This window comes from Luteimonas sp. A478 (genome assembly GCF_054052025.1).
This window is the reverse complement of the sequence record NZ_JBSVRF010000004.1, coordinates 84,146-103,658: the sequence shown is the minus strand read 5'-3', so window position 1 is coordinate 103,658 and position 19,513 is coordinate 84,146. Positions and strand designations below refer to the sequence as shown.

Annotated in this window: 16 protein-coding genes; 5 read left to right on the top strand and 11 right to left on the bottom strand. The window is 67.4% G+C overall.

What is annotated here, in order from left to right:
* Positions 1–80: 80 nt before the first annotated feature.
* Positions 81–2,120, top strand: a complete 2,040-nt coding sequence (locus ACW7G3_RS09430) for a bifunctional serine/threonine-protein kinase/formylglycine-generating enzyme family protein (RefSeq protein WP_456982518.1) — start codon at positions 81–83, stop codon at positions 2,118–2,120.
* A 96-nt stretch (positions 2,121–2,216) separates the two neighbouring features.
* Here the strand turns inward: ACW7G3_RS09430 and ACW7G3_RS09425 are convergent, their stop codons facing one another.
* Positions 2,217–3,545 (bottom strand): DEAD/DEAH box helicase, encoded by a 1,329-nt coding sequence (locus ACW7G3_RS09425; protein ID WP_456974652.1) that lies wholly within the window; start codon positions 3,543–3,545, stop codon positions 2,217–2,219.
* Between the two features lie 400 nt (positions 3,546–3,945).
* On the opposite strand from ACW7G3_RS09425, the gene ACW7G3_RS09420 reads away from it, so the two are divergent.
* A complete protein-coding gene (locus ACW7G3_RS09420) occupies positions 3,946–5,967 on the top strand; it encodes a M13 family metallopeptidase (protein ID WP_456982517.1) in 2,022 nt (673 codons plus the stop codon).
* Between the two features lie 7 nt (positions 5,968–5,974).
* Here the strand turns inward: ACW7G3_RS09420 and ACW7G3_RS09415 are convergent, their stop codons facing one another.
* The 4 genes from ACW7G3_RS09415 to ACW7G3_RS09400 all read right to left on the bottom strand — a co-directional run bounded on the left by ACW7G3_RS09415 (position 5,975) and on the right by ACW7G3_RS09400 (position 8,916).
* Positions 5,975–6,628 (bottom strand): rhomboid family intramembrane serine protease, encoded by a 654-nt coding sequence (locus ACW7G3_RS09415; RefSeq protein ID WP_456982515.1) that lies wholly within the window; start codon positions 6,626–6,628, stop codon positions 5,975–5,977.
* Between the two features lie 87 nt (positions 6,629–6,715).
* A complete protein-coding gene (locus tag ACW7G3_RS09410; RefSeq protein WP_456982513.1) occupies positions 6,716–7,096 on the bottom strand; it encodes an MGMT family protein in 381 nt (126 codons plus the stop codon).
* Between the two features lie 53 nt (positions 7,097–7,149).
* The gene (locus tag ACW7G3_RS09405) at positions 7,150–8,277 is read right to left on the bottom strand and encodes an anion permease (RefSeq protein ID WP_456974644.1); all 1,128 of its coding nucleotides are present in this window, start codon (positions 8,275–8,277) and stop codon (positions 7,150–7,152) included.
* A gap of 12 nt (positions 8,278–8,289) precedes the next feature.
* Complete coding sequence (locus ACW7G3_RS09400; RefSeq protein ID WP_456974642.1) at positions 8,290–8,916, bottom strand: DUF47 domain-containing protein; 627 nt, start codon at positions 8,914–8,916, stop codon at positions 8,290–8,292.
* A gap of 302 nt (positions 8,917–9,218) precedes the next feature.
* Between ACW7G3_RS09400 and ACW7G3_RS09395 the strand changes: the two genes are divergently transcribed.
* Both ACW7G3_RS09395 and ACW7G3_RS09390 read left to right on the top strand, forming a co-directional pair.
* Positions 9,219–10,550 (top strand): hemolysin family protein, encoded by a 1,332-nt coding sequence (locus ACW7G3_RS09395; protein ID WP_456982512.1) that lies wholly within the window; start codon positions 9,219–9,221, stop codon positions 10,548–10,550.
* Positions 10,551–10,641: 91 nt separating this feature from the next.
* Positions 10,642–11,247 carry an exopolysaccharide biosynthesis protein gene (locus tag ACW7G3_RS09390; RefSeq protein ID WP_456982511.1) on the top strand — a complete coding sequence of 202 codons (606 nt, stop codon included), beginning with the start codon at positions 10,642–10,644 and terminating at the stop codon, positions 11,245–11,247.
* Here the strand turns inward: ACW7G3_RS09390 and ACW7G3_RS09385 are convergent.
* The 3 genes from ACW7G3_RS09385 to ACW7G3_RS09375 all read right to left on the bottom strand — a co-directional run bounded on the left by ACW7G3_RS09385 (position 11,244) and on the right by ACW7G3_RS09375 (position 15,144).
* Positions 11,244–13,358, bottom strand: a complete 2,115-nt coding sequence (locus ACW7G3_RS09385; protein ID WP_456982510.1) for a putative bifunctional diguanylate cyclase/phosphodiesterase — start codon at positions 13,356–13,358, stop codon at positions 11,244–11,246. The genes ACW7G3_RS09390 and ACW7G3_RS09385 overlap by 4 nt on opposite strands.
* Entirely contained in the window at positions 13,355–14,281 is a 927-nt protein-coding gene (locus ACW7G3_RS09380; RefSeq protein WP_456982715.1) for a phosphate/phosphite/phosphonate ABC transporter substrate-binding protein, read from the bottom strand. The genes ACW7G3_RS09385 and ACW7G3_RS09380 overlap by 4 nt, the downstream gene beginning before the upstream one ends.
* A 74-nt stretch (positions 14,282–14,355) precedes the next feature.
* A complete protein-coding gene (locus ACW7G3_RS09375; protein WP_456982508.1) occupies positions 14,356–15,144 on the bottom strand; it encodes an RNA methyltransferase in 789 nt (262 codons plus the stop codon).
* An 86-nt stretch (positions 15,145–15,230) separates the two neighbouring features.
* Between ACW7G3_RS09375 and ACW7G3_RS09370 the strand changes: the two genes are divergently transcribed.
* Complete coding sequence (locus ACW7G3_RS09370; RefSeq protein WP_456974632.1) at positions 15,231–16,085, top strand: inositol monophosphatase family protein; 855 nt, start codon at positions 15,231–15,233, stop codon at positions 16,083–16,085.
* Between the two features lie 87 nt (positions 16,086–16,172).
* Here ACW7G3_RS09370 and secF read toward each other — a convergent pair whose 3' ends face one another.
* The 3 genes from secF to yajC all read right to left on the bottom strand — a co-directional run bounded on the left by secF (position 16,173) and on the right by yajC (position 19,418).
* Positions 16,173–17,138, bottom strand: a complete 966-nt coding sequence (gene secF, locus ACW7G3_RS09365) for a protein translocase subunit SecF (protein ID WP_456982506.1) — start codon at positions 17,136–17,138, stop codon at positions 16,173–16,175.
* 16 nt (positions 17,139–17,154) lie between these two features.
* On the bottom strand, positions 17,155–19,020 hold the full coding sequence (gene secD, locus ACW7G3_RS09360; protein ID WP_456982504.1) for a protein translocase subunit SecD: 1,866 nt from the start codon (positions 19,018–19,020) through the stop codon (positions 17,155–17,157).
* 62 nt (positions 19,021–19,082) lie between these two features.
* Entirely contained in the window at positions 19,083–19,418 is a 336-nt protein-coding gene (yajC, locus tag ACW7G3_RS09355; protein ID WP_456974626.1) for a preprotein translocase subunit YajC, read from the bottom strand.
* Positions 19,419–19,513 lie beyond the last annotated feature (95 nt).

Below are 19,513 nucleotides of genomic sequence, written 5' to 3'. Positions count from 1 at the left end.
TCTCCATAACCGTAGGCCATTTCACACGACGCAGCGAACGGGGCACCGTATGCTTGCGGGCAGTTCCAGGGGGGAATGTGATGACGATGCAGCCATCGCCACAGAACAGCGCGTCCATGCCGGTCATCGTGGGCTACCGGCTGCTGCGCGTGCTGGCCGAGGGCATCACTTCGATCGTCTATCTGGCCGAGCAGGAGTCACTCGGCCGCCAGGTGGCGCTGAAGGTGATGCGTCCGGATGCGCTGGCCGATGAAGTGAGCCGACGCAGGTTCGAGAACGAGATCCGCACCGTTGGCCGGCTGGATCACCCGCATATCGTCGGCATCTTCCACATCGGCCGTACCGCCGAGGGACTGCCGTATTACTCCATGCCCTATCTGGCCAACGGCCACCTGGGACAGCGTGATTTCCGCAACGACGAAGCAGGCGCACGCGAAGTCCTGCGCGGCCTGCTCTCCGCACTCGCGTATGCCCACGGCCGCGGGGTGATCCACCGTGACGTCAAGGCGGAAAATGTCCTGTTTGACGATGCCGGCGGTCCGTTGCTGGCGGACTTCGGCATCGCCCTGCGCCGGGGCTACGGCAGTCGCGTGACCAGCGCCGGGCTGGCCGTGGGTAGCACCGCCTACATGGCCCCGGAGCAGGCACGGGGCGAAGAAGTCGATCCCCGTGCCGATCTATACAGCGTGGGCGTGCTGGCCTGGGAAATGCTGGCCGGCGAACTGCCCTACCAGGCCCAGGACGCGCTGGCGATGGCGGTGATGCACGCGCGCGACCCGATCCCGCGCCTGCCGCCGCACCTGCGCCATTGGCAGCGCTTCATGGACCGGGCGCTGGCCAAGTACCCCCTCAAGCGCTTCCACGACGCCAACGACATGCTGCAGGCGATCGAGCAGGTGCCTTTGCCCGGCCGCCCGGGACGCCTCGCGCCGGGCGCCTGGCTGCGGGCCGCCGTCTCCAGACCGCGGCACGTACCCGGCTATGCCTGGATCATTGGCGGCTTGGTCCTGGCCGCGCTGCTGGGCCTGGGCCTGCAGCGCTATGGCAGCGTTCCAGGCACTCCGGCAGAGCGCTTCTTCCGTGCTGGCGCGGAAACAACGTCGGACACCCGGCCACGGCTGGGAGCCACGACCGCGGAAGACGGAACCCCGGTGGGCGACGCGGCCGCACCGCAATCGCGGGCCGGACACCTCATCGCCGACGCCCAGCGCCAGATCCAGGCCCGTCGGTTGACCACCCCGGCCGGTGACAACGCCTACGACACCCTGCTTGAAGCCATCGCCGAGGACACCGAGCACCTTGAACTCGGCCCGACGGCGGCGGCGCTGGTCAGTGCGCTGGGACAGGAGGCCGCGCGCAAGCTGCAGGCCGGCGATACCTCCGCGACCGTCGCCGCGCTGGAACGGGCCGGCCGGATCGGTGAGCTGGTGGCCCCCGCCGCAGAAGCGGAACTGGAAACGGCGCGGCGCACCCTGGCCACGGCGATCGAGGCACGGGTGCGGGAGGCCGCGCGGCAGTTTGACCGCGAAGCGGCCCAGCGCAGCCTCGAGCCGATCACAGCGATCGGGCTGGATACCAGTGCACGCGAGCACCTGGCCGGACTTGTACGGGCCATTCCCGCCCTTGGCCAGGTCGTGCCGGGGGATCCGGGCCGGATGACCGTGCAGCGTGGCGGCGATGGGGCGTACGCACTGACCCGGCTGCACATCAGCCGCAATGATTACGCCCGGTTCGCCGAAGCCACTGGACGCGAGCCAGCCCTGTGCCGCGAGCGCGCCTCGTTGCTGCGGATGTTCTCACCGCGTGACTGGACGTCTCCCGGCTTCGAACAATCCGGCAGTGATGCCGTGGTCTGCGTGTCCTGGGATGATGCCGACGCTTACGCACGCTGGCTGGGCCAGCAGAACGGTGCCCGTTACCGCCTGCCCACTGCCGGTGAAGCCGGCGCGCTGCCAGTCACCGCTGGCGTACAGGCGGTGGCGGAGTGGCTGCTGGACTGCAATGGCGATTGCCGCGCCCGCGCCGTGGCCGGTGACAGCTGGCGGCGGAGCGGCGCCGGCCCGCGCTCGACCGAGCGCGGCTACGACGACGTGGGCTTCCGCCTGGTGCGCGAACCCTGAGGCCCGGAAACCCGGCTTTCCGGGCCTGGAACCGGACACCAGAAAGCATGACGGGCGCAATTGCGCCCGTCATGCTGATTACTTCAGAGTCCGCCGTCAGGCGGTGTGGCGCGTCCGTCCGCCGCCACCGCGGTGCTGCTTGGGACCCGCGTGCGGGGTAGCACCACGCTGCTGCGGCTTGCCGTGTCCTCGGGCACCCGGCTTGCGCGGCGGGCGCTGTCCGTCGGGCCTCTGCCCACCACCGCGTCCACCACGACCCTGTGCAGGCCTGGCATCCATGCGCAGCGGCTGGCTGGGCTCGAAGCCCGGCACGGTCTCCAACGCGATCTCGGCCTTGAGCACGCGCTGGATGTCGCGCAGCAGGCCACCCTCTTCGGGAGCGACCAGCGACAGCGCCTCACCCTGCGCGCCGTTGCGGCCGGTGCGGCCGATCCGGTGCACATAGTCTTCGGCCACCATCGGCAGATCGTGGTTGATCACCAGCGGCAGGTCGGGAATATCCAGGCCGCGGGCGGCCACGTCGGTAGCCACCAGGATCCGTGCGCGGCCGGCCTTGAACGCGTCCAGCGCCTTCTGCCGCTGGGCCTGGCTCTTGTTGCCGTGGATCGCCACCGCCGGCAGGCCGGCCTCGCCCAGCTGTTCGGCCAGGCGGTTGCAGCCGTGCTTGGTGCGGCCGAATACCAGCACCCGGTCGGTGTGACGTGCTGCGAGGATGTCGATCAGCAGATCGCGCTTGCGGGCCGAATCAACCGGGTGCACGCGGTGCACGATGGTGTCGGCAATCGTGTTCTGCGTAGCCACCTGCACTTCCACCGGCCGGTCCAGCAGCTCCATGGCCAAAGACCGGATGCGCGGCTCGAAGGTGGCCGAGAACAGCATGGTCTGGCGCTGCTTGGGCACGCGCGAGAGCACCCGCTTGATCGAGGGCAGGAAGCCCATGTCGAGCATGCGGTCAGCTTCGTCCAGCACCAGCACTTCGATGGCGTCCAGCTTCACGTGGCCGGAATCAAGGTGATCCAGTAGGCGACCCGGGCAGGCAACCAGCACATCCACGCCGCGGCGCAGATTGTCGATCTGCGGCTGCATGCCGACGCCACCAAAGATCATGGTGACGTTGAGCCGCAGGTGACGGCCGTAGGCCTTGATGCTGTCGGCAACCTGCACCGCCAGCTCACGCGTGGGCACCAGCACCAGGGCGCGCGGCTTGCGCGGGCCCTTGGGCGGGGTCTCCTTGGCCAGGCGCTGCAGCAGCGGCAGGCCGAAGGCGGCGGTCTTGCCGGTGCCGGTCTGGGCCGCACCGAGCACGTCACGCCCTTCCAGCGCGCCGGGGATCGACTGGGCCTGGATCGGGGTGGGAATGTTGTAGCCGGTTTCATTCAGCGCGCGCAGCAGTGCCGGCGACAGGCCGAGGGTTTCAAACGTCATTGTTGTATTACTCCGAGAAAGCGATCGCGCCGGAGGCGGCACGCAGCTGCGCACCGTTGACCGGCCTGATCTTTGGCTTGCCCGGAGCTATCCAATACCGCGCTGCAGGCAAATTTGTGACGGCTGCCGGAGGTTCCGGGCCGTGTCTGCGCGACGAAAAGGACGTGCGGGATAAGAAGCCTGACCGGAGCCGAGGCGGGCATACCAGGATCGTCACTGCTTGAAAGCAGGGGGCAGCCGTTTTGCAGAACAGGGCGAGTTTACGACAAAACGCGAGCTGGCGCGCATTTACCATCGCGCCATTCACGCGGCGGAAGGCCGGGCCGGATGCCTGCGTGCTTGCTAAACTTCCGCGCTGTCGCGGCCCTGTCACTCCGGTCCGCCCCAAAGGAGCCAGCACATGCCGTTCGACCCGTCCCGCGCTTTCCTGCGTCCGACCGCCCTCGCACTTGCCACGATCCTGTTCGCCGGCCTGGCCGCTGATGCCAGCGCACAGCGCCGTGCCACCGCGCCCGCTGCGCCGACCGCCTGCACCGACTTCTATGCCTTCAGCAACAAGGACTGGCTGGAAGCGAACGCACTGCCCGGCCCGGGCATCGCTTCGGCATCTGCGCTGCAGGAGCTGCGCGACCTGGCTGCGCGGCAGCAGCGGCAGCTGCTGGACCAAGCCATGAATGCGCCGCAGAACGAAATCCAGCAGCTGCTGGGCAACTTCTGGGCCAGCGGGCTGGATGAGGCCGCTGTGGAAGCAGACGGCTCCACGCCCATTGCCCCGCTGCTCGCCCGTATCGATGGCATCCGTCGCGCCCGTGATATTGCGCCCACCATCACCGCCCTGCACCAAGTAGGCATCCCGGTGGCGTTCGGATTCAACGCCGACGTGGACCTTGCCGATCTCGACCGCCACATCGGCTACTTCACCCAGGGCGGCCTGGGTCTGCCGGGCGCGGACTTCTACAGCCGGGATGACGACGAAACCAGTGCCCTGATGGAGCGTTACCGCAAGTACGTGCGCAGCATCCTGGCCCTGACCGGTGTGACTGAAGACGCCCTGGACGCGCAGACCGAAGCAGTGGTGGATCTGGAAACCCAGATCGCAGGCCATTGGCGCGGCGCGGAACAGATGCGTGATCCGCGCACCAACTATGCGCTGGTCCCCGCCGCCGGGCTGCGCAAGCAGTTCCGCCAGCTGCGTCTGGACCAGTTCCTCGGCGAACAGGGTGTGCAGAGCGAACACGTGTCGCTGGCCAACCCGGAGCTGTTCGGCCTGCTGGATCACCTGGTGGCCAATGCCCCGGCTTCGCAGTGGCAGTCGTACCTGCGCTTCCACGTGGGCAATGCGATGGCGCCGTACCTGTCGCAGAGCTTCCGCGACGCGGAGTTCGAGTTCCACGGCAAGGTGCTGCGCGGCGAAACCGCGCCTGCCGCGCGTCCTGAGCAGGTGCTCGCCGCGATCAACCAGGCTGCCGGCCCCATGCTCGCCCGCGAGTACGTTGCCCGCCACCTGCCTGATGCCACCCACACCCGCGCCGAGCGGATCGCCGGGCAGGTGCGCGATGCCCTTTCGGCAGCCCTGCAGGACAACTCCTGGATGGACCCCGCTACCCGTGCCGAGGCGGCCCGCAAACTGCAGGGCCTGCGCATCGAGATCGGTGCGCCGGTCCAGGACCTTGATTTCAGCGTGCAGCCGATGGGCCGCGACAGCTTTGGCGCCAACATGCTGATTGCCTCCACCTGGCGCCACGCCCAGGAGATGCGCCGGATCGGGCAGGCCAACGTGTCCCAGCGCTGGGATGTCCTCCCGCAGCAGCCGGCGCTGGGCTATGACCTGGCCCAGAACCGCCTGATCGTCTCGGCCGCCGTGCTGCAGCCGCCGGTGCTGGACATGGCTGCCGACCCGGCCAGCCACTACGGCAGCTTCGGCGCGCTGGTGGGCCACGAGCTGGGCCGCAGCATCGATATCCTCGGCCGCAACGTGGACTCCGAAGGCAACCTGCGCGACTGGTGGGCACGTGCCGACCAGACCGCCTGGACCGAACGCACCCACGGTCTGGCCACCCAGTACCACGGGTATGTGTTCCCCGGCGCGCCCGACACCATGGTGGACGGCACCCGCAGCCGCGACGCCAACGCAGCCGACCTGGCCGGGCTGGAGCTGGCCTGGGCCGCCTTCCAGACGGCAGAAGACACTGCCTCGGAGGAAGCGTCACAAGGGTTCTTCCGCGGATGGGCCGGCCTCTGGCGCCAGCAGATGTCACCGGATGCGGCCGCCGTCGCCGCGGCCAGCCAGCTGCAGACGCCGGGCCAGTGGCGCACCAACGGCCCGCTGGCCAACCTGCCCGCCTTCGGCGAGGCCTTCGACTGCAAGCCCGGCACGCCAATGCAGCGCGCCGAGGCGGAACAGGTCAGCATCTGGCGCTGAGCTACCCCTAGAACCGGCGTACGTTGCCGCCACCGCCCGGTCGCCTGCTGAAAGGCGGCCGGCCGCGCCACTGCTGGATCAGCAGCCAGCCGAACAGCATGCCGCCCAGGTGGGCGAAATGGGCCACGCCTGAACGCGTGCCGCTGATGCCGGCGACCAGTTCGATCACGCCCAGCGCGATCACCAGGGTGCGCGCCTTCATCGGAATGGGCGGGATCATCAGCATCACCCGCTGGTTCGGAAACAGCATGCCGAATGCGAGCAGCACCCCGAACACGCCGCCCGAAGCGCCAAGGGTGGGATACGGCGGTCCGCCCTGCGCCAGTGACCACGAGACGACCACCAGCTGGCACAGCCCGGCACCCACCACGCAGACCAGGAAATACGTCAGGAAGCGACGCGGCCCCCAGGTATGCTCCAGCGGCGCGCCGAACATGAACAGCACCACCATGTTGAACAGCAGGTGGAACAGGCCGGCATGCAGGAAGCCGTAGCTCACCAGCTGCCAGGGCAGGAACGGCATGCCGCCGGCCTCGCTGCCGCCCAGCGGCCAGAGCATGAACGAGTAGAACAGCTGATTCCCGATCAGTGCCTGCAGCAGGAACACAACTACGTTGATACCCAGCAGGGCCCTGGTAACGGGGGGAAGGTTGGAAAACATCCGCACTCCTGAGATGACTGGCCATCATAACCGCCTGGCCTGTGGCTGTCGGCGCCTACGACAGGATTACGCTGCCGGCATTTGCAATCATGCCTTGCGGCGGCCCTGCGGGCCGGTTGGCTTTGCCTCGCTGCCGGGCCCCCACAGCAGCTGATCCAGCCGCTCGCCGGGCACCGGCGACGACCGGCGAACCCGCCCGTCGGTCACCTCGACGCCTTCGTCGCGCAAGCGCTGCACCTGCTCAATCCAGCTGGCGCTGCCGGCCTCGAACGCGATCCGGCCGTCGCTGCGCAGCACCCGGTGCCAGGGCAGTGACGGGTCTTCGTTGCCTGTCAGGATGCGAGCCACCAGGCGTGCCCGGCCCGGCAGCCCGGCATGCTGGGCCACCTCGCCATAACCCGCCGTCCGACCGTGGCCGATGGCACGCACTGCGGCCAGTATCCGTTTGCGGGCTGCCTCCGAGTCCATCGGAGCAGCATAGCGGGCGCGCTCCCCCGGGGAGGGCAAACCACAACCCGGGCTTACGCCCAACCCAGCGCCTGCAGGGCGCGGAACATTCCGTAGGCCATGCCGCCCGACATCGGGATGGTGAGGATCCAGGCCCAGACCATCTTGTTGACCACGCCCCACTTGATCGCGTTCAGGCGTTTGGCAGTGCCCACGCCCATGATCGCCGAGGAGATGTTGTGGGTGGTCGAGACCGGGATACCCAGCGCCGAGGCGCCAAGGATCACCGAGGCGGCGCTGGTTTCAGCGGCGAACCCGTGGATGGGATGCAGCTTGACCAGCTTGTGGCCGAGGGTCTTGATGATCCGCCAGCCGCCGGCAGCCGTACCGGCCGCCATCACCACCGCACAGGTGATCTTGATCCACAGGTCGATACCGCCCTCGCTGAGGGCTTCCTCGGACGGATGCAGGAAACCCAGCAGGGCCGGCAGGTTGTCCAGCGCACCCGTGGCTTCCGCGCTGACCAGGGTCAGGGCCACGATACCCATGGTCTTCTGCGCGTCGTTCAAGCCGTGGGCAAAGCCCATGCCGGCCGCGGACACGATCTGGCTCTTGCCAAAGAAAGCATTGACCCAGCGCGGACGCACCATGCGCGCGAACACGCCGCCCGCGCGCGCCAACATGGCGATGATGAAAAACAGCACCCCCATCATCAGGAAGCCCGAGGCGAAGCCGAGCACGGGCGAGCCCACCATGGGGATGACCACCTTCCACAGCACCCCGGCGCTGCGCCACACCGGCTCGGTCGGCTCGGACCAGATCACCACGTCGAAATTCATCTCGGCCGCGGCCAGCGCTGCACCGATCAGGCCACCGATCAGCGCGTGCGAGGACGAAGAAGGCAGCCCGAACCACCAGGTGATCAGGTTCCAGATGATGCCGCCCAGCAGCGCGCACAGGATCAGCTGCGATCCAACTTCCACCACGCCGGCGTCGATCAGGCCCGAGGCGATGGTCTGCGCCACCGCGGTACCGGCCAGGGCGCCCAGCAGATTCATGGATGCCGCCAGGCCCACCGCCTGCATCGGCGAGAGCACCTTGGTCGCCACCACGGTGGCGATCGAGTTGGCGGTATCGTGGAAACCGTTGATGTATTCGAACACCAGCGCGGTCAGGACCACGATCAGGACAAGGGTAAGCATCCCGACGGTCCCTTACGAGTTCTTGAGCACGATTTCGTAGGCGACCACGCCGGCTTCGCGGCAGCGGTCGATGGCCTTTTCCAGGATTTCGAAGAACTCCTTGAGCAGGAACATGTGCAGCGGATCGAGCTTGCCCGAATAGATGTCGCCGTAGAGCTCGAGCATCAGCCGGTCGGCCTCGTTTTCGATCGAACGCAGCTCGTCGTTGAGCGCCTTCATCGGCTCCAGCTTCATCTTCGGCAGCAGGCGCACCATCGCCACCACCACGCCGGCGGCCTGCTCGAGCATGGCCGCGCGCGGGGCGAAATCAATGTGCTCCAGGTTCTGCACGGCCAGCGCGTAGCGATCGGCGAACTTTTCGATCTGCTTGGGAATCCGGTACAACGCCGACCCCAGCGCCTCGATGTCCTCGCGCTCCATCGGGGTGATGAAGCTGTCCACCAGCTCCTGGCTGATGAGGCTGGAGGTTTCGCGCGTGCGCGTGCGCGCCAGGCGGAATGCATCCAGCGCAGGCTGGCGATCAGCTTCCCGCAGCATCAGGTGCAGGGCCTGGGCAGCATCCTGGGCGGACACGGCCGCGTCCTCGAGCAGCGAATAGAACCGGTTGCCCCGGCCGAAGATGGTTTGCAGGGAAAACATCTGGAGACCTTTTCAAATGCCAGCGGCGGATGCCCGGCGTCTACGGGGAGCGGATTATGACGGTTTGAAGACGCTTTCGCCTAGTTGTCACACTTTTCGTACAGCGGGGCGTGGTCCCGCCGGCACCGGCCGGCACCGGCCCCTTAGGGGCCGCCAACACATGCTGGCTGGTATCATCCTGCTCCGCGCTGTTGCGCTGAAGATCCCATGGACGACATTCCCCTACCGCCCCGCCGCACCGCCCTCCGCGCTGCCGGCCAGCCCGCCCCGCTCCACCCCGCCCCGGCACGGGAACTCCCCTGATGCTGGAATTCCTGATCGTGCTGGTGCTGATCGCCTGCAACGCGTTCTTCGCGCTGTCGGAAATGTCGGTGGTGACCTCGCGCAAGTCGCGGCTCAGGCAGCGCGCCGGCGACAGCCGCGCCGCCCGCAAGGCACTGGAGCTGGCCAACGAGCCCGAGCGATTCCTGTCCACGGTACAGGTGGGAATCACCCTGATCGGCATCCTGACCGGCATGTTCGGTGGGCGGGCGATCGGCCAGTCGATCAGCGAGCAGCTGCTCCTGGCGGCGCCGGGGCTGGCGGCCACGGTCCCGTTCATGGAGGCCAACTGGGCCGACACCACCGGGCTGCTGCTGGCGGTGGGCCTGATCACCTACCTGACCATCATCTTCGGCGAACTGCTGCCCAAGCGCCTGGCCCTGCTGGCCCCCGAGCGCATCGCCTCGCTGATTGCCCTGCCCATGAACGCCGTCTCGCGGGTGGCCAAGCCTGCCGTGTGGCTGCTCAGTTCCAGCGTGCATGCGGCGTTGCGGCTGCTGCGACTTTCCGACACCGAAGCGGCCAAGGTGAGCGAAGAGGAGATCCTGCTGCTGGTCAGTGAAAGCCATGAGCAGGGCGTGATCGACGACGACGAGCGCAACATGATGAACCGGGTGCTGCAGCTGGGTGACCGCAGCGCCGAGAGCCTCATGACGCCTCGCACCCGGATCGTGTGGCTGGATGACACCGAGAGCTTCGAGGAGAACATGGCCTGCATGCGGGCCACGCCGTTCTCGCGCTATCCGGTCTACCGCGATTCCGATGCCGAGGTAATCGGGGTGCTTGAGGTGAAGTCCCTGCTCGACCGGCTCGATTCGGGCGGTTTCGACCTGTTCACCAACCTGCGCAAAGCCCTGTTCGTGTCCGAATCCACGCCGGCGCTGAAGCTGCTGGAAATATTCCGCGAGGAAAAGCAGTCGCTGGCCCTGGTGGTGGACGAATACGGCGACATCTCCGGCCTGATCACGGTCAATGACCTGCTGGAGGCGGTGATCGGCCGCACCCGCAGCGGCGAGGGTGAGGGCGCGACCCCCCTGGTGATCACCCGTGACGACGGGTCCCTGCTGGTGGACGGCGGCGTGACCAATGACACCATGCGCGAACTGCTTGGCGCGCGCCTGCCCGACGAGCTGGACCACGATTATCACACCGCCGCCGGCATGGTGATTGCGCACTTCGGCCGCATCCCCAATACCGGCGAATGGTTCGAGTGGGCCGGCTGGCGGATCGAAGTGGTGGACCTGGACGGCCCCCGCGTGGACAAGCTGCTGCTGCAGAAGCTGCCCGAACCTGCCCCCGGCGATGACGACTGACGCCACCGGCTCCGGACCTGCCGGCGCCCACGGGCACGGGGACGGCGGGGGCGGCGCCGGCGGGGGCAGGAAGCACCGCCGGGAGGCAGGCGTGCGGGCCCTGCTGGCCGCCTACACCGTAGGTGATCCCGACGAGCCGCTGCGCCTTGATGACCTGCTGGCCGGGCTGGGCAAGCGGGTCTTCGGCATGTTGCTGGTGATCGCCGCGATCCCCGCCTTCATTCCGGTCCCGGGCCTGGCCGGGGCGATCAGCGGGCCGCTCACCGTGGTCGTGGGCGTGCAGCTGCTGTTGGGCTTCCGACGGCCCTGGCTGCCCGGTTTCCTGTCCCGTCGCGGCCCTTACCGGCACACCCTGATCGGCTTTGAACGGCGCATCTCACCGCTGCTGGCGCGGATCGAGCGCCGTATCGGCCCGCGCATGGCGGGAATGCTCGACCACCGCCTGGCCGCCTCGTTCACCGGCCTGCTGGTTGTGCTGCTGGGCATCCTGCTGGCACTGCCAATCCCGTTCACCAATTACCTGTTCGGCGCCCTGCTGATGGCCTACGCGCTGGCGCTGCTGGAGCGCGACGGTGCGCTGATGCTGCTGTGCTGGGCAGCCGGGCTGATTGCGATCGCGGTGTTCGGCGTGGCCAGCGGCGCCCTGGCTGCCGCAGCGGCCCATTGGCTGGCGCCCCTGCTCCAGGGCGCGGGCTAGATCAGCATGCGCAGTTCTTCGCCGCTGACCGGGTGGCCCAGCCAGTAACCCTGGGCCAGGTCGCAGCCGCGCTCACGCAGCAGCTCGAACTGCCCTTCCCGCTCCACCCCTTCGGCCACCACGGTCATGCCCAGTGAACGGGCCATGGCGATGATCGCGGTGGTCAGGGCCAGATCGTCCGGATCGCGCAGCACGTCGGCAATGAAACTGCGGTCGATCTTCACCCCATCGATGGGTATCCGCCGCAGATGACTCAGCCCCGAGAACCCGGTGCCGAAATCATCCAGCCATACCTTGACCCCCGCCTCGCGCAGGCGCGCCAGCGGCCGGTCGGTGCGCAGCTCATCGCCCAGCACCGCGGTCTCGGTCAGCTCCAGGTGCAGTCGCGCGGGCGGCAGGGAAGTCTGGCGCAGCACGTCTTCCACCTGCTGGGCCAGATCGCCGCTGCGCAGCTGGCGCGGGGACACGTTGACCGAGACGAACATGCCTTCCGGCCCGGCGCGCTCCTGCCAGCCCACGGCCTCCTTGCACGCGGCCGCCAGCACCGCCACGCCCAGGCCCTCGATCAAACCGCTCTGTTCGGCCACGTCGATGAATACCGATGGCGCCACCATGCCCTGGGTCGGGTGGCGCCAGCGCAGCAGCGCTTCGGCACCCACCAGGCGGCTGTCCGCCATGTTGAACAGCGGCTGGTACACCACGCTCAGCTCGCCGCGCTCCCAGGCGCCGCGCAGGTCCTGTTCCATGCGCACCCGGCGCTCGACCGCCTGGTCCATGGCCCGGCTGTAGAAGCGATGGCAGTTCTTGCCGGCCACTTTGGCCTGGTACATGGCGATATCGCCGTTTTTCATCAGCAACGCCGCACTGGCCGCATCGTCGGGGAACAGCGTCACGCCGATCGACAGGCCGAGAAACACCGGCCGCTCTGCCACCATCAGCGGCCGACCCACCTCTTCGACAAGTATCCCGGCCAGCTGTCCGGCCGCCTGGCGCGCATCGGCACTGGCCGGGACCGGCTGCAACACCACGAATTCGTCACCGCCAAACCTGGCCACCACCGCCGACGCAGCATGGCGCTCGACCACGTCGCGAATGCGCTCTGCGAACTGCACCAGCACTTCATCCCCGGCATCGTGGCCCAGGGTGTCGTTGATCCGCTTGAAGTTGTCGATATCGGCAAACAGCAGGGCCATGTTGCCGCCAGCGCCGTTCGCAGCAATGCGCTGGTCCAGGATTTCCCGGAACGCCAGCCGGTTGTGCAGCCCGGTCAGGGCGTCGGTATAGGCCATGCGACGGATGTCGCGGTCGTGACGGGCGATGCTCTCGCTCATGCGGCGGAAGCCGCGTTCCAACTCGCCCACCTCGTCGTTGCGGCGGCTGTCGGGCACGTTGACATCGAAGTTCCCCGATTCGATCTCGCGCGCCACTTCGGCCAGGCGGCGCACCGGGCGCACCAGGGTGCGCTGGGCCAGCAGCACCATGATTGCGGCCACCACCACCAGCAACGAGAACAGCGCCGCGATCGCGATTCCGTGGCGGCTCGCAATCTCCTCAAGGCCCGCACGCAAACCGCCGGTCGCCTGGCGCGCGTCCTGGCGCACGGAGTCCAGCGAATAGCCCACCCGTACCCCGCCCAGGCCCTGGTCGCCGATGGTAATCGGCGCCGATACCTCGAATCCGCGGCCTGCGCCGGCCCCCTGGCTTTCCTCGGCACCGATCGCGCCGGAAGCCAGCGCTTCATCCACACTTTGGCCGAAGGTGGCGATCTCACGTGATCCGTCATGCAGCACTTCGCCGGTCGGGGAATACACCACCACGTATTCAACGTCGGCCTGCCGCTGCACGCTGGCGATGGTCTTGCCGATCGCTTCCATGTCGAAGTAGTAGAGCGGATTCACCAGATCCCCGGCCAGCCGGTCCACGCTGGCCTGGACGTTGGCCTGCAGCCTGCTGTGCACCAGCGCATTCATGGCGTCGCGGGCACCGTCCAGCATGTCCTCGCGCATTGCCTCCTGCCGCTGCAGCACCAGGGCCATCACCGTCAGCGTGATCACCAGAGCCGCCAGCAGCGCGGTGAAAACCCTGGCTTGGAGGCCGTAGCGCATCTTCATTCGATTTCGTCGCTGACCCGCAGCACCGCGGCGCGCAGATACTGCAGCTGCTGCGTGGCTTGCCCGTCAATCGGCAGGAAGCGGGTGGTGCCAAAGAAATGCCGCAGCGCCTCTGCGGCCTCCGGATCCCCGGCGGCCTCCACCAGCACATCGCGCAGCCGTTCGCGCACCTTCGGGTCCATGCCGGCCCGGGTGACTTCAAGCGCCCGCGGAAAGTCCGGCGTCTCGTGGATCAATATCAGGTCCTGGCGGTAGGCAGGTGGCGTGGCCCGGGGGTTGTTCCAGTCCAGGTCGCTCATTGCGCCCGCATCCACCAGCCCCTTGTGCACCCAGGTGGCGATGTTGGACTCCGAACCGGCGAACAGGTAACCCACGGAGTCCGGCGACGGCTGGTCGACGGGCGAAAGCAGGATCTCCATCGACAGGCCGCGCGAGAGCAGCTCGGTGGCGGGTACGAAGTAGGCACTGGTGGAGGAGCGGTTCTGGAAGGCGACGCTGCGGCCGCGCAGCGCTTGGAGGGTCTGGATCCCGCTGTCGCGGCGCACAAAAAATAGTGTGCGGTAGCGGCTTACACCGCTGCGCTCGGTCAGCAGCAATGGTTCTGCGCCGGCCAGGCTTTCCAAGAGCATCGCAGCGGCAGCGGTCTCGGTGACCCAGTCCACCCGGCCACGGCGCAGGTAGCTGAGCATCTGCTGCGCATCACGCGCCATCAGGATCCGGCCCTCGCGGATTCCGACGTCGGCCATCCGCGGAACCACGTAATCCAGCAGCGGCTTGAGCTGGGCATAGTGGCTGGCCGGATCATCACTGATCCGCCCCAGCACCAGCTCGTCACCGCCCTCGGCGGCGGCGGGCAACGCGGCCAGCAGCACGGCGAAAGCACCGGACAGGAGAAAAAGAAGGCTGCGGGCCACGGCGCTCAGATGGTTGTCCCCCGGATGACCGGAATCGAGACTAGCCCAATCCCGACGCGCCTGACAGTAACCTTCGTCCCGATCTAGTCGCGGGCCAGGCGGGCCATGCGCTGGCAATCAGCCAGCACTCCACGCAGCAGGCGCACCTCGCCAGCGTTCAGGTCCGTGCGCACGAAAATGCGGCGCAGCTTGCGCATGGCCGCATCCGGGTTGCGGCCCTTGTGGAAGTCGATCTCGTCCAGGGTGTCGTGCAGCTGGCCGAAGAATCCCTCGACTTCGGCATGGCTGGCCAGCTGGTCCCCGCTGGCCGTCCCGGGCACCGGACCTGCCTGGCTCCGCTCCAGCAGGGCCAAGCGCAGCTCGTAGCTGATCACCTGCACCGCCGCAGCGAGATTCAGCGAGCTGTAGCCGGGATTGGAGGGGATATGGATGGCCCGGTGGCACAGCTGCAGCTCGGAGTTTTCCAGCCCGGTGCGCTCGCGCCCGAACACCAGCGCCACTTCCGCAGACTGCGCAGCCTCTACGGTCTGCGCCGCCGCTTCGCGCGGAGCAAGCTGCTGCAGGGCGATCCGCCGATCACGGGCGGTACAGCCCAGCACCAGGTGGCAGTCCGCCACCGCTTCGGCCAGGTCCGCGTGGATGGTGGCCTGCTGCAACACGGAATCGGCGCCGGCAGCCATGGCTTCGGCCTCCGCGTGCGGGAAATGGCGCGGCGCCACCAGCGCCAGCCGGGCCAGGCCCATGGTGAGCATGGCCCGCGCCGCGGCGCCGATATTGCCGGGGTGCTGAGTGCCCACAAGCACGATGCGGATCCTGCTGGACGCACCGGACTGTGCTGCGGAGGGTTCAAGTTCGATCGGATCGTGTGCCATGCGCGGATGTTAAACTGTCCGGCCAGCCAACAGCGCTGCCCGTTCTTTCCCCCTGCTGTTCCCCCAAGCGCCCGGAGCCCGTCGCGATGCTAAAACCTGCCGTCAACATCATGATCAAGGCGGCCCGCGCAGGCGGCAACGTGCTGCTGCGCCACATGCACCGTCTCGATGCGCTGAACGTGGTTGAGAAGGACCGGTACGACTATGCCAGCGAGGTTGACGGCCTGGCCGAGGCCGAGGTCATCAAGGAGCTGCGCCGCGCCAACCCCGAATATGCCGTGCTGGGCGAGGAGAGCGGCCTGCTGAAGGGCAACCGCGGCTCCAGCCGCTCCACGTGGGTGATCGATCCGCTTGATGGCACGAGCAACTACCTGCGCGGCATTCCCCACTGGTGTGTGTCGATCGCGCTGGTCGAGGACGGCGAGCCGCAGCACGGGGTGATCTTCGATCCGCTGCGCAACGAGCTGTTCACCGCCAGCCGCGGCGGCGGCGCGCAGCTCAACGAGCGCCGGATCCGGGTTGCCGATCGCCGCGAGCTCTCCGGCGCGCTGGTGGGTACCGGCTTTGCCCCGCGCGAGCGTGCCCGCGCCGGTGCCCAGCTTGAATGCGTGCGCCAGGTGCTTCGCGACGCGGAAGATGTGCGCCGCAGCGGTTCCGCGGCGCTGGACCTGGCCTACGTGGCCTGCGGCCGCCTGGACGCGTATTTCGAAGCTGGACTCAAGCCCTGGGATATCGCCGCGGGCGCGCTGCTGGTGCGCGAAGCGGGTGGCCGGGTGGCGGATTTCAAGAACGCTGCCACCGGTCCGATGGATGACCGCGGTACGGCCAGCCGCCAGCTGCTGGCGGGCAACGTACGCGTTACCGAGCCGCTGCAGAAGATCATCGTTTCCTCCGGCTATGCGGCGGCATTCACCGGCCTGGCGACCGTGGTTTCGGACTGACTCTTACGGGGCTTGGCTTCGGGGTGGACCCGGCACAAAAAAGGCCGCGCAGTGCGCGGCCTTTTTTGTGGGAACGGCTGAGCCGGATCAGGGGCGCCTTGCCAGCGCCTCTTCATCCTTGGCCTTGGGCAGCAGGTCCTGCTTGGTGACGGTCAGGAAGCCAACGGTCAGCAGCGGACAGGCCAGCAGGATCGATGACAGGGTACCGATCACGGCGCCCATCATCTGGGTCAGTGCCAGGCCTTCCAGTGAGCCGCCGCCGTAGAAGTACAGCGCGGTCACGGACAGCAGGAACACTACCGAGGTGATGATCGTGCGGGAGAGGGTCTGGTTGATCGAGGCGTTGAACACCGTCAGCGGGTCGGCGCGCATGCTGCGGAAGTTCTCGCGCACGCGGTCGAACACCACGATCGTGTCGTTGATCGAGAAGCCCATTACCGCCAGCAGCCCCGCCAGCACGGTCAGGTCGAATTCGCGCCCGGTCATGGCCCAGAAGCCCGCCACCACGATCACGTCGAAGAACGTGGTCACGCTGGCCACCACCGCGAACTTCCACTCGAAGCGGAAGCCGATGTAGATCAGGAACCCGACCAGGACGAAGATCACCGCGTTGATGGCCTTGGCGGCCAGCTCCTCGGACACCTGCGATCCAATCGACTCGCTGCTGATCACCGTGGCCTGGTTGTCCGGCGTGCTCACCGCAGCGATCACGTCCTGCACCACCTGGGCGTTCTGGTCCACGGTCAGCTGCTCTTCTTCAGCACGCAGGCGCACCAGCAGGTCCGCACCGCTGCCGAAGGTCTGCACCTGGGCGTTGTCGTGCCCGGCTTGCGCCAGTTGCTCACGCACGTCGTCGACATCGGGGGCCTCGTCGAAGCGCAGGGTGACCGATGTACCGCCGGTGAAGTCCAGCGCGTAGTTGAAGCCCTGGGTGGCAATCGCACCGATTGCGGCGATGAACACAACCAGCCCGGCGATCATCGTGACCCAGCGCATGCGCATGAAGTCGATGTTCGGGTTCGCGGGAAGCAGGGAAATCGGGAAAATCTTCATATCGTCGGTTCTCCCGTCAGATGGCCAGCGTCTTAAGCTTCTTGCGACGCGCATAGATCAGCGTTGCAATCCCGCGCGTCACCACCAGGGCGGTGAACATCGAAGCACTGATACCGACCACCAGGGTGATGGCGAACCCGCGCAGCGGGCCGGTGCCGAAAGCGTACAGGGCCACACCCGCCAGGATGCCGGTGAGGTTGGCGTCCAGGATCGAGCTCGATGCCTTGTCGTAGCCGGTGGCGATTGCCGACTTGGGCGGCATGCCGTTACGCAATTCCTCGCGTATTCGTTCGTTGATGAGCACGTTGGCGTCCACCGACAGGCCGATCGACAGCGCGAGTCCGGCGAATCCTGGCAGGGTCATGGTGGCGGTGAAGATCGACATAACTGCGATTACCAGAACCAGGTTCATCAGCAGCGCGACGCTGGTGATGAGTCCGAACATCCGGTAATACAGCATGAAGAAGAACAGGGTGAACAGGAACGCATAGCCCACCGCGGTGATGCCCCGGGAAACGTTCTCGGCGCCCAGGCTGGGGCCGACGATGCGCTCCTCGATGAAGTCCATCGGCGCGGCCAGCGAGCCCGAACGCAGCATGCGGGCCAGGTCATCGGCCTCCTGCTTTTCCAGGCCGGTGGTCTGGAACTCACGGCTGAAGACGCCGGAGATGTTGGCGACGCTGATGATCTCTTCGCTGTCGCGGAAGGTACGCACTTCCTCGCCGTTGACCATCCTCACCTGCGGCACGCGCTCGATGTAGACCACCGCCATCGGCTTGCCGACGCTCATGCTGGTGAAGTCGAACATGCGCTTTCCGGCCGACGCGTTCAGGGTCACGCTGACCGCGGGCAGGCCGTTCTGGTCATAGCTGGACTGCGCGTTCACCATTTCCTCGCCGGTGGCGATCACCCGGCGGCTGAGGATGTAGGGAATCGGGTTGCCGTCCAGGCCCATTTCGCGGTGGTAGTAGATCCGCCCGTCCGGTGGCACCACGCCGGTGCGGGCGGCCTCGTAGGCATCGCCGTCCAGCACCGCGTGATAGGCCAGCGTGGCCGTGGCGCCGATCATGCGCTTGGCTTCGGCGGTGTCCTGCACGCCCGGCAGCTGCACCACAACACGGTCGTCGCCCTGGCGCTGGATGACCGGTTCGGACACGCCCACTTCGTCCACGCGGTTGCGCAGGGTGGTGATGTTCTGGTCGATCGCGTCGATGGCGATCTGGTTCAGTTCCGAATCCGGCACCCGGGTAGTGATGCGGTTGCCGCTCACGCTGCGGTTGAGCGTGGGCTGATCGGCGGCCATCAGCCGCATGGCGCGGCTGACATCGGCTTCATCGGCGAGCACAGTCTGGATGCTGCCGTCGGCGCGCCGCTCCACCGAGGTGTAGCGCACGCGGGCATCACGCAGGCTGGCGCGGATGCCCTCGGCGTAGGAATCAAGCCGGCGCTCAAGCGCCGCCTGCTGATCCACCTGCATCACGAAGTGCACGCCACCCTGCAGGTCCAGGCCCAGCACCATCGGGTTGGCACCGAACCGCGTGAGCCAGTCAGGCACCGTGGACGCAAGGTTCAGGGTAACGGTGTAGCCCTCGCCCAGCGATTCGCGCAGCAGGTCCGATGCCAGGGTCTGCGAATCCAGATCGGGCAGGCGCACCATCAGGTTGCCGCCCTCGGTATCGACATCGATCGCCTTGAGCGCGATTCCGGCCTCGTCCAGCTGGGCCCGGATGCGGTCACCCAATGCCTGGCTGATCTGGCTGCCGCGCGTAGCCGTCACCTGCACCGACGGATCCTGCGGATACATGTTCGGCGCCGCATACAGCAGGCCCAACAGCGCCACCAGCACGATCAAGGCGTATTTCCAACGGGGAAATTCCAGCATTGCGGGTCCCTGCGCGCCGGCCTCTCAGCCGGCGCCTGTCATGATTTTGAAGTGGGGTCCGCTCAAGCGGACTTGAGGGTGCCCTTGGGCAGCACGTTGCCGACCGAACCCTTCTGCACGCGGATTTCCACGCGCTCGGAGATCTCCACGGTCACGAAGCTGTCGCCGATCGCACGCACCACGCCGGCGATCCCGCCACCGGTGATGACCTCGTCACCCACCGAGAGCTTCTCGAGCATGGCCCGGTGCTCCTTGTTGCGCTTCATCTGCGGACGGATCAGCAGGAAGTACATGATCGCGATCAGCAGCAGCGGGAACATCAGCGCCTGCAGCATGCTGCCTCCGGCGGGTGCTGCGGCGGCGTGGGCGGGGGCGATGAAGAAGTCGAGCAGGGTCATCGGGAAGTCCATGAAGGGAAAACAGCCGGGAATTATGCCACGGCGGCGGAGGTTGGCGCTTGCGGGGCGCGGCGACGGACTACCCGCCACCCCGG

Bases quoted from the DNA above. Each gene is read 5' to 3' on its own strand.
- ACW7G3_RS09430 (WP_456982518.1), top strand. From the start codon at position 81: ATGACGATGCAGCCATCGCCACAGAACAGCGCGTCCATGCCGGTCATC.
- ACW7G3_RS09425 (WP_456974652.1), bottom strand. From the start codon at position 3,545: ATGACGTTTGAAACCCTCGGCCTGTCGCCGGCACTGCTGCGCGCGCTG.
- ACW7G3_RS09420 (WP_456982517.1), top strand. From the start codon at position 3,946: ATGCCGTTCGACCCGTCCCGCGCTTTCCTGCGTCCGACCGCCCTCGCA.
- ACW7G3_RS09415 (WP_456982515.1), bottom strand. From the start codon at position 6,628: ATGTTTTCCAACCTTCCCCCCGTTACCAGGGCCCTGCTGGGTATCAAC.
- ACW7G3_RS09410 (WP_456982513.1), bottom strand. From the start codon at position 7,096: ATGGACTCGGAGGCAGCCCGCAAACGGATACTGGCCGCAGTGCGTGCC.
- ACW7G3_RS09405 (WP_456974644.1), bottom strand. From the start codon at position 8,277: ATGCTTACCCTTGTCCTGATCGTGGTCCTGACCGCGCTGGTGTTCGAA.
- ACW7G3_RS09400 (WP_456974642.1), bottom strand. From the start codon at position 8,916: ATGTTTTCCCTGCAAACCATCTTCGGCCGGGGCAACCGGTTCTATTCG.
- ACW7G3_RS09395 (WP_456982512.1), top strand. From the start codon at position 9,219: ATGCTGGAATTCCTGATCGTGCTGGTGCTGATCGCCTGCAACGCGTTC.
- ACW7G3_RS09385 (WP_456982510.1), bottom strand. From the start codon at position 13,358: ATGAAGATGCGCTACGGCCTCCAAGCCAGGGTTTTCACCGCGCTGCTG.
- ACW7G3_RS09375 (WP_456982508.1), bottom strand. From the start codon at position 15,144: ATGGCACACGATCCGATCGAACTTGAACCCTCCGCAGCACAGTCCGGT.
- ACW7G3_RS09370 (WP_456974632.1), top strand. From the start codon at position 15,231: ATGCTAAAACCTGCCGTCAACATCATGATCAAGGCGGCCCGCGCAGGC.
- secF (WP_456982506.1), bottom strand. From the start codon at position 17,138: ATGAAGATTTTCCCGATTTCCCTGCTTCCCGCGAACCCGAACATCGAC.
- secD (WP_456982504.1), bottom strand. From the start codon at position 19,020: ATGCTGGAATTTCCCCGTTGGAAATACGCCTTGATCGTGCTGGTGGCG.
- yajC (WP_456974626.1), bottom strand. From the start codon at position 19,418: ATGACCCTGCTCGACTTCTTCATCGCCCCCGCCCACGCCGCCGCAGCA.